This window comes from Flavobacterium sp. (assembly GCF_027531905.1).
GTDB lineage: Bacteria > Bacteroidota > Bacteroidia > Flavobacteriales > Flavobacteriaceae > Flavobacterium.
This window is the reverse complement of sequence record NZ_JAPZSU010000032.1, coordinates 49,257-61,856: the sequence shown is the minus strand read 5'-3', so window position 1 is coordinate 61,856 and position 12,600 is coordinate 49,257. Positions and strand designations below refer to the sequence as shown.

Below are 12,600 nucleotides of genomic sequence, written 5' to 3'. Positions count from 1 at the left end.
TTCTGTGTTGATTTCCTAAGAAAAATATAAATTTTTCATTAATTTTGTGTCTCTAGACGGTCATTGAGCCAGTCTCTATAGCGTGTTTAAACCATATGTGTTTGCACGCTATTTTTTATCACATATTGTTTGTCATAGTTGGTTTCATTTTTGAATAAAACATATATCAATTCTAATAATTTTCTTTGAATAGCTACTAATGCTTTCATTTTTATTCCGTGTTTAGATACCAACCTTGCATATATTTCTTTAAAATTCTCATCCCATTTCACAGCAGTTAATGAAGGTAAATGCATTGATTTCCGTAAATTTCGATTTCCTTTTTTCGATATTCTTGGTTTTCCCTTTACGGAAGTTCCTGATTGTTTTTCCCTTACATCAAGACCTGCATAACTTGCTAATTGTGATTTATTTCTAATTAATTCAAAACCGTTAGTTTCTGCCAAAACGATTACTGCTGTTAATGCTCCCACTCCTGGTATAGTGGTAATCCTATTTATAATTTGATGCAAATCAGGATTTTTGTTTACAATAACTGCAATGTCCTCTTTGATTTCTTTTTCCTGTGAATTTAAAAATTTTATCCTTGATGTCATTCGAGCCAAGCTTTTTTCATTTGGTTCAGCTTCACTATTCTCAGCATGTATTTGATTTTTAACAGTACTTCTTTCCTGAACAATTTGATCTCTTTCTCTAGTTAACTGCTGTAATTCTTTATAGACATCATTTGGTTTTACCCAATTATCTAATTTTCGCTCCAACCCAAATTGTGCAATTGCTTGCGAACAACTTTTGTCGGTTATGGTTTTTAATTCCAAAGTACGCATATAATTACTGATTTTATTGGGCAATACAATGCTTACATCATGCTTGTTTTTGTCCAAATAATACGCGATTTTTTGATGATATACCCCTGTGGCTTCCATTACATAATGAATGGCCTTTTCTCAGCTTTTCTGTCCATTCCACCAAAGCTAAAATGCCTTTGTCGCTATTCTTAAAGACCTTATATGCAAATAATTCGATTGAAAAATTATCTAGCTTTCTTCCTAAAGTAACTACTAATTCTTTTTGGGCTACATCAATTCCTGCTACCTGTTTTACTACTTTTTTTTCCATTACTTTAGTTTTTAAATTATGTATAAAGTGATGAATCTCCCTTCGTCTTTTCTCCTGGTTGGATATTCTGGATATTAAGTCTTGCTTAATTCCTTACATTCTGTTCAGACTCTAAAAGATAAAAAAGAATGAGGCAATTCCTTATATCGAATATACTTCTTGGAGCTATTTTTCATATAATTTGCTCCCATCCTTTTTCACTCCATAATTCAAATTTATTGACTTTTATATCTAAATTCAACAACTTTGCAAACATAGGAGGCATTGAAGGGCATATAAGTTGGGTTTTAGCCAAGAAGGTCACAAAGGCTTGCATAAGGTTCACTAAGAAAAATGGTTTTCTTTTATTCGATTAATTCACAAAAATCAATGTTCTTAAATGACCTTCAATGCCTTATATGGTTCAAAAACTGATTACACATTGAAATAGCGTGAGTAATTATTGTTAAAATCATCAATTGCATCCTGCTTTAGCGGGATGTTTTTTAATGTGAATCTAGAAAGGCTTTAGCCAAAATTATATTGTATTTTGGCTAAAGCCTGATATGGGTTTGTATTGTAATGAATGGGCTAAAGACCATTCCAATTCAGATCTTAAATGACCTTCAATGCCTTATATGGTTTATAAAAAATATATATTTAAAATTTCAAAAAGGATTTTGATTTAAAATATGGCAGCACATAACGAATTAGGAAAACTAGGTGAGGAACTTGCCGTCGATTTTCTGGAAAAAGAAGGATACACGATTTTAGCAACGAATTGGATTTTTCAGAAGGCTGAGATTGATATTTTGGCTCAAAAAGAAGATATTTTGGCGGTAGTTGAGGTCAAAACACGGTCTTCTATCGAGTTTGGATTGCCTCAAGACTTTGTAAAACCAAAAAAAATCCAATTATTGGTAAAAGCTGTCGATGCTTATGTGACCCTCAACGAAATCGATGTAAATGTGAGATTTGACATCATTGCGATCCATAAAGAAGGCAAATCCTTTGCTATTGAGCATCTTACCGATGCTTTTTATCATTTTTAATCGAAAAAAATCTAATGTTATATTTGTAACAAATTGTTTTTTATTTATATTTGCAAAGAGATTTAACACATTTTGTCAGTTAAATCTAGTCTTTTTTTAAATTTAAAAAATGTATTCGTTATGAAAACTGTTTCTTCTATTGTTGAAAATTACATCAAAACCAAACCTTTTTTATTGAATGCTCTTTCGTTGGGGATCATCAACTTGACATCATTATCTCGGAATATTATGACCGAATTAGAAAGTGAATTTGGTAAAGAGGTAAAACAAGGTGCTGTGGTGATGGCTTTGAAACGATTAACAGAAGAATTGGATTTCAAATTGAATCATAAAATCAATAAAGTAATCAAAAACATTGGCGAAATTACGGTTCGCTCGGAGTTAACGGATTATACTTTTGCGGCTTCGGATACGGTTTTGAACAAACAAGCCGATTTGATTACCGATATCAATACGTTTTCGGATATATTTTATACCTCTTCGCGTGGAGTAAATGAAACAAATATTGTTGTGAGTAATAGCGTGAATCATTTGGTAGACAAACATTTTGCTAACGAAAAATTGATTCAAAAATTAGAAAATTTAGCTTCGATTACGGTTAAGTTACCGAAAGAAAACATTGTGGTTCCGGGTATTTATTACTTCATTTTTCAGCGTTTGGCTTGGGAAGGGATTATTATCAATGAGGTGATTTCGACTTCGAATGAGTTTACTATCTTGGTGAGTGAGAACGAAGTGGATGTAGCCTTTAAAGTAATCAAAGACTTGAAGAATTAGGAATATATTCCAAAATAATATGAAAACGAGGCCTAGTGCTTCGTTTTTTTATGCGAGAAAGTGAAAGAAATGTTTTTTAAAAAAAGACAATGCTCATTCTTAGCCCCGATTGCAGTGGAAATCCTTATAGCCTGGGGTTCGGGCTATAAGATTGCAACGTAAAGGGGGACTTTCCTGGCTGATGTGCCCATTTTTTGCTGCTTCTAAACAATTAAACACGAATGGGATCGAATTCATATATAAAAAAAGTAGTTCCTTCTTCAACCCTTTCAGAGTTTTGAACTCTGAAAGGGTTTCAGCCGAAACCCTCTCGCTAGCCGTTGAACTTAATATTAGTACGCTTTTTAATTATTCAATTACCAAGTACTTTCTGTATAAAAATATCGTTATATTTATCTATAGCTAATAATTCTGTTAATAAATAAAATATGAGATCATTTCTTTTTACTGCTTTTTTCCTTGTATTAGTAAGTTTTATTGCCTCATCTTGTAATGGCTACATTACATATTACAATAGAGCCAACACTATTGATAGAAAATTTAAGGCTGATCAAGACACCGTTGCTTTTATAAAAAGATACCATAGACTATTTAAAAAATACAATCCTCCTAAGAGTAATTTTGCCTTCAGCAAGTATGAAACCTACATTGTATATGCTGACAAGTACGGCAAGAACTTTGGAGATAAGAAAAGCCTATACAAATTACTTGACCTAGTGGCGCCGTATAGCGAACATTACAAGACATTGTTTCCTATTTGCGCAAAGTACGGCATAGACAGTTTAAGTGTGGAGCAAAAAATAGATAGCAGTAAAAAAATGATGAACAAACAACTCATCGATTCTTTTTCTGTTGCTTTTTTTCGCGACCAAGGACAAGGACAAGGACGTTTATATCCTATGACTTATTTGAAATATGATAGAATAAATGCAAGACTTCTTAAATGGACAATCGAGAATTATGGTTATCCCTCACCGCAAAAGATTGGTATATATGGAAATGATGACATTTTTATGCCAATGATGACATTTTTGAGTCATATGGGCGGTAGCGTGCCAGAATATTATACCTATTTTAAAAAATCATTATTGAAATATGTAAAATCTGGAGAATGTTCTCCAACAGAGTATGCTACAATGATAGATCGACATGAACATTCAAATAAGCGGGAAATCATATATGGTCAATACTTATTTAATTTTTCAAATCTTAAAAAAGTAAACCGTAAAAGGAGAAGTATTGGTCTGAAAAATTTGACCCATAATGTAAGAGAGGAAGATAGACGATAGAGTAGATTTTCAATCCGAGCAAAATTACCAATAGAAACAAGTTATAGCGATTACAGCGCGACTCCCTAAACAGCGATAGTATAAAACTTTATTGCTGTTTTTTTTTATAAAACAAAAAATTCTATCCTAGCACCGATTGTAGTGGAAATCCTTGTGACCCGAGGTTCGGGGCATAAGATTTCTTCGTCAGTTCGCTATCGCTCGGGTGTAAAAGAAAGCGGGACAACTCGTTTGGTAACCAAAGAGATGCTGCTCCTAAAAAAATGGTGCGTCTTAGGTTGAAAATAATGGTCGCTAATGCTTAAATTTACATTTTATTACACAAAACAATGTCATTAACGCCTACATATCAAAAGTTTAAAGACCAAATTGTAGCTGTGCTCGACTCGGGGCGCATATTGACGAATCCTTTGCAAACCTTGGCTTACGGAACGGATGCGAGTTTTTATCGGTTGATTCCGAAGATGGTGCTTTTGGTACATTCTGAAGCCGAAGTGGTGGCGATTATCAAAGCGGCAAATGCCTTGAATATTGCTTTAACGTTTCGAGCGGCGGGTACGAGTTTGTCGGGACAAGCGATAACGGACTCGGTTTTAGTCGTGGCGACGCACGGCTGGAAGAACTACGAATTACTAGATGACAAGCAAAAGATAAAGCTAGAACCCGGAATTGTAGGCGCTAGAGCGAATACTTTTTTGGCACCACACGGACTAAAGATTGGTCCCGACCCGGCTTCTATTGGTGCGGCGATGATTGGCGGAATTGTAGCCAACAACGCTAGCGGAATGTGCTGCGGAACGGCTCAGAATTCGTATAAAACCATTGCTGATATTCGAATGATTTTGCACGACGGGACAGTTCTTGACACAGCCGATGCGGAAAGTGTGGCTTCGTTTTATGAAACTCAGGGACATTTAATTGACGAAATTAAGGACTTGCGACATACAATTACAGCGAATCCTGCTTTGGAGGAGCGCATTCGTCAGAAATTTAAAATCAAAAATACTACGGGTTACAGCATCAATGCTTTGGTGGATTATGAAGACCCAATTGAAATCATCAAGCATTTGATGGTGGGCTCTGAAGGGACTTTGGCGTTTATTTCGAATGTGACTTTCAAGACGGTTGTAGACGAAAAGCATAAATCTTGCTCGTTGGTGATTTTCAATTCGATTCAGGACGCCTGCAATGCGACGATTTTGTTGAAATCAAGCCCCGTTGCTGCAGTGGAATTATTAGACAGAGATTCCATTCGCTCGGTAGAAAATGATTCCGAGGCACCTGATTATTTTAAAACGTTACACGAAGACGCTTGTGCTTTATTGGTTGAATGTAGAGACAATGATAAAGAAGTGTTGTTGCAAAAACAACAACAAGTGAAAGCTCAAATTGTGAGTATACCGACTTTTACGGATTATGAATTCACATCAGACCCCAAACAATATTACTTTAATTGGAAGGCCAGAAAAGGTTTGTTACCAACGGTAGGCGGTTTACGAAAAACGGGAACCACGGTGATTATTGAAGACGTGGCTTTTCCGTTACCACAATTGGCAGAAGCTTGTGTGGCACTAAAAACCTTATTCAAAAAATACGAATACCACGACGCGGTTTTGTTTGGACACGCGTTAGAAGGAAATTTGCATTTTGTGTTTTCGCAAGATTTCTCGAATCCGAAGGAAGTGCAACGCTATGAAGATTTAATGGCCGAATTGGCGATAATTGTTGTGGATCAATTTGGAGGCTCTTTAAAGGCGGAACACGGAACGGGACGTAATATGGCGCCTTTTGTGGAAAAAGAATGGGGAGCGGCGGCTTATGACATTATGAAACGCATTAAGAAGATCTTTGATCCCAAGAACCAAATCAATCCCGATGTTTTGATCAATCCCGATCCAAAAGCGCATTTAAAGCACTTAAAACCTTTACCAGAATCTCACGCTATTATTGATAAATGTATGGAATGTGGATTCTGTGAACCGCATTGTGTTTCCGAAGGATTGACGCTTTCACCCAGACAACGCATAGTTATTGCTAGAGAAATCAGCCGATTAGAAGCAACTAATGACGACCCGCAACGATTGGCAGACATTCGAAAAGATGTTACCTATCAATTGAATGAAACTTGTGCTACCGATGGTTTGTGTGCTTTGGCTTGTCCTGTTCACATTGATACGGGTAAGTTTGTCAAACACTGGCGAGCCGATGCGATCACGAATACTCAAAAGAAAGTGGCCGACTACATAGGTTCAAATATGGAAAGTACCACCGCGATAATGCGAGCGGGATTAAAAGTAGTGTCGTTTTTTCACTCGGTTTTTGGGACGAGAGTTATGTCATCGATTTCGAGTGGATTACATTGGATTTCAGGAGGCAATATTCCTAAATGGATTCCTCAAATCCCGGAAGGAGCGGATAAAATTAAATAAACGAAAGATTGTCTCGAATTCACAAATTGGTTTTAAAAAAAAATAGCCACTGATTACTTCGTCTATTCGCTATTGCTCGGGTCGCAGATTTTAATTTATGTAAGAATAAAAATAATCTGTGAATTAGCGGTAAAATAGATTGGAGATTAATTAGTGCATTCGTGGTAAAAAATAAAGAAAGATGACTGATTTAAAAGTAGTGTATTTCCCTTCCTGCATCAATCGTGCGATGGGAAAAAACGAATTTCAAAAAGAAGAAGACTTACAACTCACAGCACTAACTCATCAGTTGCTGCTGCGGGCGGGTTATACCATTATTTATCCGCAAGAACTGGATGCGCATTGTTGTGGAATGCCTTTTTCGAGCAAAGGTTTTGTTGCCGTGAATCATAAGCAATCCCAACTTTTAGAAGTGGATTTGCTTCGTGTTTCAGAGAATGGGAAGTATCCTATTTTGTACGATATGAGTCCTTGTTTTTATCATTCCAAAGAAGAATTCACCAGCAATTTGAAAATTGTTGACCCAATTGAGTTTATGTTGGACTTTGTCCTACCCAAATTAACGGTAAAAAAGAAAAAGGAAGCAGTGACTATTTTCCCTGTTTGTTCGGTAAAGAAAATCGGAAAAATGGAGCAATTATTGGCTTTGGCGCACTATTGTGCTGAGGACGTAACGATGATTGACAGCAACTGTTGTGGCTTTGCGGGTGACCGTGGTTTCTTGATTCCTGAGTTAAACGAACACGGATTAAGAGATGTTAAAAATCAAATACCGAGTAATTGCACCACTGGATATTCTACCAGTAGAACGTGTGAAATTGGTTTAGAAAAATCTAGTGGAATATCGTTTACTTCTATTTTTTATTTGATTGAAGAAGTGACGCGTTAGCTTTAATTAGCCGCCGACTGCCCATCATACTTCATTTTTCTCAAGATTCGGAGTGCTTCTTTAAAAGACAAATACACTTGTGGAAAAGGTTTAAGAACCGCTTTGGCATCAATTAATTTTTGTTTGGCATCGACAAATCCGTTGAGGTAGCAAATCATCAAGGTTGAAGGTAAGTTTTCTAGGTCTTTTAACTCTCTATCGTTTAGTAGTTGCCCTTTTTCGAGTTTGTTTAGCAAAGCGCCGTTTGCATTATAAATGTGGTATAACATTTTGGTATTGAATTCAGGTGGTTCAAACAGAAAATCCCTATCGATTTTGTAATAGCCATTATCGTGAAAACGCAAGGTTTGTTTTTCCAAAGGATAATAACTGGTTTTGTCATTCAGTCCCAAAGGAACATATTCAATAATCGTAAAGGTATCTTCGTCAAATGTAATTTCTACCACATCTTGAGCGGAGTAAAACAGCTTAATTTGTTCGTTGATTAGGGCAATATCTACTCTAGACAAATAGGTTTTTCCTTTGTAATGTTTGGCTATTCCCGCCCAGCAAATCACGAACAACTCCTTGAATACTTTGTATTTAGGCGACATATCTTTGTGACGAAAATTCATAAAATCAATCACACCGTCTAGGGTATATGCGATACTGTTACGCGAATTATTTTCTATGCCAATAACTGTTTCGGTGTTTTGATGATTGCGTTCTATTTCGCCTTCTATCGGGAGCGTATTACTGCCTCTTCGAATAAAAACACTATTAGCAAGTATGGTATGAATTCCTTTTTTGAAAAAAGAGGTTTTTGGATTGGGTTTAATGGTAACAAGACCTACCACTTTGTCTTTGGGTAAGTTGGGGAAAGGCACATTTTCATACTGAATTTGAGGCGGATTTTCGAGAAAGGCATTTACTAAATTCTGAATCCGACTGTCGTCAAAAAAATCATCGCCTACAATGGCATTGTCTTGGTCTTCAACGCCGACGACTATGTATGAATTGTTGGTAGGATTGGAGTTGGATAAGGCGCATATGTGTTTCAAAAATTTCGCTTTCCCTTCCCTAGAATGCAAATTCAATTGTCGCTTTTTGTCATAAAAACTGCTCTCATCATTATGAGCCAATAGGTTCTTAATAAGCAAGCGTTTATTAATCATAACTAAGGTTGTCTTTTATGGACTTTGGGTTCCTAAAAGTACACTTTTTTGATGGTATAGTAAAGAAAAAGAACTATCTAGCTTTTTTAAAAAAAATAAAAAACCTAACCACATAGAAAAACCATAGATTTGGTTTAACAGACTTTAAAGTCTTCAAGGTTGGAATATAGTTTAACCGCAGATTCGCAAATTATTATAATTAGTATGAATCTTTTAAAATTTGCGAATCTGCGGTGTAAAATTTTTTAAAAGCTAAAGCGAGATGCACTGAAACGGCATGGTCTTAAACTCTATGTTGGAACAGTAAAACCTTTTTTAAAGCTACGAATTCTATCTATGTGGTGATAAAAGGTTAATTCCTTTTTACAATAGTTGGCGAAGCCTGAGCCGTTGGATACACAATCAAGTCTGCGATGTTGACGTGATAAGGTCGTGTCACCACAAAGTGAATAATATCCGCAATATCCTCAGGTTTCAAAGGCGTTAATCCTTTGTAAACATTGGTAGCGCGTTCCGTATCGCCTTTAAAACGCACTTCGCTAAACTCCGTTTCTACCATTCCGGGATGAATACCTCCAACTCGGATTCCGTAAGGATTCAAATCGATTCGCATACTCTGATTTAGCGCATCTACCGCATATTTTGAAGCACAATACACATTACCATTCGGGTACACTTCCTTTCCTGCAATCGAACCAATGTTGATGATGTGTCCAGATTCTTTGGCAATCATTTTTGGAATAATCGCTTTAGAAACATATAGCAATCCTTTGACATTAATATCTATCATAGCGTCCCAATCGTCCATATCCCCATTTTGGATGGAGTCAAGACCGTGGGCATTTCCGGCGTTATTTACTAAAATGTCAATATCTGAAAAAGCTTCGGGTAAAGACGCAATGCTTTCAAAAACCGCTTTTTTATCGCGAACATCAAAACACAAATGGTGAACAGCAGTAAAAGCGCTTAATTCTTTCTCCAAGGCTTCCAATCGGTCTTTTCTTCGGCCACAAAGCACAATTTTAAAATTATTTTGAGCGAGTAATGTTGCGGTTGCTTTTCCGATACCGCTGGTAGCACCAGTGATTAAGGCAGTTTTTATCATAAAATGTAAGTTGATAAGAGTTTAAGAATTTTTAGGAACAGTAACAAAGGGATTATCAGAAGACAAAGTCCCGCTATCCGCTATATCTTTTTTTATCCTTTAGATTTGCAAATTCGTTTTTAGATAAATTTAAACTAACAATCAAACTGACAAAGTGCTCCTTCGCGCTAGCAAAGTTCTCAGACTTATCCCCGATTAGGACTTTGTCGGTTCTTATTGAATAAGCATCAGAATAGTAATTCAAGGTTTTAAGACCTATTTATCAAGGTCACGAAGGTATTCAATAATGATTGCTAATCTTTAAAGTATTATCTTATGAGCAAATTTAAACATTTTTTGGGCATTGATGTATCCAAATAATATTTTGATGCGGTTAAAATTCTGAATGACAATAAATAAAATTCCATGTACAATCAATTTACAATTGATTTCAAAGGAATTAAATCCTTATGCCAATGGCTTAAAAAGCAAGAATCAACATTCAAAAACACTCCTATTTGTTTAGAACACACAGTATGTACGGAAAATTAATCGTTGGCTTTTTAGTCTGGAGTGTTAGGGCAAAGCCAAAAGTTCACCACATGGCTAAAAAAGTGAAAAAGCAATTGCATATGTATGCCTTATCAGTCGCTGCTCATGATCCTGAAATGAAACAATATTTCACAAGAAAAGTAGAAAAAGTAAAATGCTTGTGATTAACAATGTAAGAAACAAATTAATACAGCGTACATGTGTTTGTATTAAAAAAAACAAAACATTTAAAGTTAAAAAAGCAGCATAAGGACGTTCATTTTTACAGTTTTGCCTTGACTTGGCTAAGAGTAGATAGGTTTATTTGAAAAGAAACCTATCTTGATCAAATTTATGATATTGACGAAAAAAATAACTTATGAATGACAACAAAACCAACAAAATTGGCTTTCAACAAATGCTGTAATTAATAGGATTAAGCGTTTTTTAAAAAAATGATACAAACTAAAAAAATAAATTTTTAGGCGGGATTTAAGTAATCCTGTCAGCGTTTTGAACTCTGACAGGGTTGTTAAGGAACCTAACATTTGAATATGAAATTTTAGAAGTGAAATATTTTTTTCAAAGTAGCTAAAAAGCCTTGTAAAAGCAAGACTTTTTTACCCTATTAACCCTTTCAGAGTTCTAAACTCTAAAAGGGTTGTTTGGTTATCGCTACGGTTTGCAATAGTGACCGTTTTGCTAATACGTGATACTTTCTCCATCATTTGGAATAAAAACCTTGTTAGAAAGGCCAATTTTTGAAAGCTCAGTTTTTAATTGTTCTCGTCTGGTTGGGCAATGATTTACGGCCTCTAGATGATTGGCGATTACTTGGTTTGGTGCGTTTTTTACGAATTTTAAAATATCATCCATTCGCATTAATAACGGTTGAAAAAGATCTAATTGAGCCGATCCACAAGCTACAACTGAGATTTCGGGTTTTAATTGTGTCAAAACTTGGTGTACGTCATCGGTATAAATGGTGTCAGCACTTAAATAAAGTGATTTTTCATTGGGTAATGCTATGTAAAAACCCATAACATTTCCCATTGGTTTTGCCACAAATCCATAACCGTGTACGGCTGGAATTCCTTGAATTTTTCCGCCTAAAAAAGTGGTTTCTTTCCAATAATCAACCGTTTGTGTTACGTTGAGCCCTCTTTTTCTTACTATGGCTTCGTCTTTTACACTGCAAATAACTGGAATTTGTCTAGTACGAAGAAAGTTCTCCGCTTCCTTGTCCAAATGGTCTGGATGCAGATGAGTAAGTAAGCAATGGGTTGTTTTTTCAACGATAGGCATTGCATTAGTTGGCAAATCTACAATAGGATTTCGTTGAGGTTTAAAACGAAAAAGGGTAAAAGTGGGGCCTGCTGTTCCTTTTTTTCCTAGCATTGGGTCAACTAAAATCACTTTATCTCCGGTTTCTATGACCAAAGTTGCATTTCGTAAATGATGTATTTTCATTGTTTTATAGTTTAAATTGAACGACAAAGTTGCTCAATGTAAAAGTGTTTTCCATTGATTGAAATCAAGAAATCAACAGTTGAAGTTGTAAACTAAATTGATTTGAATCAATGCAAATCATTTTGTTCAGTGCTATTTTTGCGACAATAAAATTTAAAAAAATGAATTATAAAGTTGAAGTAATTTCAAATTCTATTTTTGCAACAAATTCGTATTTAATAATTGATCATCAAAAAAATGCGCTACTTGTAGATCCAAGTTTTGACCCTAAAGCAATCGAAAGTAGAATAGCGATTTTAGGCTTAAAAGTAGTAGGTATATTGGTAACACATGCGCATCAAGATCATATTTTTAGCGTGAAGTATTTTATGGATTTATTTGGAGTACCAGTATGGGCTTCAGAAAAATCAAAAGAATTGTTTAGTGATCGTGTGCGTAATCTTAGTTTTATAGGTTCAGAACATTTTGGACTAAAGGAAACGATTTTGGATATTCCTGTAAAAATATTGGAAGACAATAGAACTTATCAAATAGAAAACTTTATTTTTAAAACAGGTATTTATCCAGGACATAGTATTGGTTGTACCATTTTTGATTTTGGGGAAATGATGCTGACAGGTGATTTTATCTTTAAAGGAACTATCGGAAGAATAGATTGGCCAGGCTCCAATCCTGAGGATATGAAGAACAGTTTGTTGTTATTTAAAGAACGATATAAAGCAATCGATATGACAATTTATGCTGGACATAATGATGTTACAACTATTCAAATCGAATTGGCTACGAATATTTTTTTATTGGATCCAAGCAATGTAAAGTTGTTATAG

The 12,600-nt window shown here is 35.3% G+C and carries 11 protein-coding genes; 6 read left to right on the top strand and 5 right to left on the bottom strand.

All coding sequences use genetic code 11. The annotated features are described in order from the left end of the window. Positions 1-86 precede the first annotated feature (86 nt). Together O9307_RS09240 and O9307_RS09235 are read right to left on the bottom strand one after the other, a co-directional pair. Positions 87-926 carry an IS110 family transposase gene (locus tag O9307_RS09240; RefSeq protein ID WP_298298116.1) on the bottom strand — a complete coding sequence of 280 codons (840 nt, stop codon included), beginning with the start codon at positions 924-926 and terminating at the stop codon, positions 87-89. Further along, positions 865-1,119 (bottom strand): hypothetical protein, encoded by a 255-nt coding sequence (locus tag O9307_RS09235; protein WP_298298113.1) that lies wholly within the window; start codon positions 1,117-1,119, stop codon positions 865-867. The genes O9307_RS09240 and O9307_RS09235 overlap by 62 nt, the downstream gene beginning before the upstream one ends. A gap of 671 nt (positions 1,120-1,790) precedes the next feature. On the opposite strand from O9307_RS09235, the gene O9307_RS09230 reads away from it, so the two are divergent. From O9307_RS09230 to O9307_RS09210, 5 genes are all read left to right on the top strand, one after another. Then, positions 1,791-2,150 carry a YraN family protein gene (locus tag O9307_RS09230; protein WP_298298110.1) on the top strand — a complete coding sequence of 120 codons (360 nt, stop codon included), beginning with the start codon at positions 1,791-1,793 and terminating at the stop codon, positions 2,148-2,150. A gap of 120 nt (positions 2,151-2,270) precedes the next feature. Further along, positions 2,271-2,927 (top strand): aspartate kinase, encoded by a 657-nt coding sequence (locus tag O9307_RS09225; protein ID WP_298298107.1) that lies wholly within the window; start codon positions 2,271-2,273, stop codon positions 2,925-2,927. Between the two features lie 428 nt (positions 2,928-3,355). Then, positions 3,356-4,216, top strand: a complete 861-nt coding sequence (locus O9307_RS09220) for a hypothetical protein (RefSeq protein WP_298298104.1) — start codon at positions 3,356-3,358, stop codon at positions 4,214-4,216. 329 nt (positions 4,217-4,545) lie between these two features. Then, positions 4,546-6,645, top strand: coding sequence for an FAD-binding and (Fe-S)-binding domain-containing protein (locus O9307_RS09215; RefSeq protein WP_298298100.1), 2,100 nt, complete (start codon positions 4,546-4,548; stop codon positions 6,643-6,645). Between the two features lie 181 nt (positions 6,646-6,826). Next, on the top strand, positions 6,827-7,534 hold the full coding sequence (locus O9307_RS09210; RefSeq protein ID WP_298298097.1) for a (Fe-S)-binding protein: 708 nt from the start codon (positions 6,827-6,829) through the stop codon (positions 7,532-7,534). Between the two features lie 2 nt (positions 7,535-7,536). On the opposite strand, the gene O9307_RS09205 is transcribed toward O9307_RS09210, so the two are convergent. From O9307_RS09205 to O9307_RS09195, 3 genes are all read right to left on the bottom strand, one after another. Next, positions 7,537-8,688, bottom strand: a complete 1,152-nt coding sequence (locus O9307_RS09205; protein WP_298298094.1) for an ATP-binding protein — start codon at positions 8,686-8,688, stop codon at positions 7,537-7,539. A gap of 352 nt (positions 8,689-9,040) precedes the next feature. Further along, the gene (locus O9307_RS09200; protein ID WP_298298091.1) at positions 9,041-9,793 is read right to left on the bottom strand and encodes an SDR family NAD(P)-dependent oxidoreductase; all 753 of its coding nucleotides are present in this window, start codon (positions 9,791-9,793) and stop codon (positions 9,041-9,043) included. A gap of 1,212 nt (positions 9,794-11,005) precedes the next feature. Then, complete coding sequence (locus tag O9307_RS09195; RefSeq protein ID WP_298298088.1) at positions 11,006-11,773, bottom strand: MBL fold metallo-hydrolase; 768 nt, start codon at positions 11,771-11,773, stop codon at positions 11,006-11,008. Between the two features lie 161 nt (positions 11,774-11,934). Between O9307_RS09195 and O9307_RS09190 the strand changes: the two genes are divergently transcribed. Further along, positions 11,935-12,600 carry an MBL fold metallo-hydrolase gene (locus O9307_RS09190; protein WP_298298085.1) on the top strand — a complete coding sequence of 222 codons (666 nt, stop codon included), beginning with the start codon at positions 11,935-11,937 and terminating at the stop codon, positions 12,598-12,600.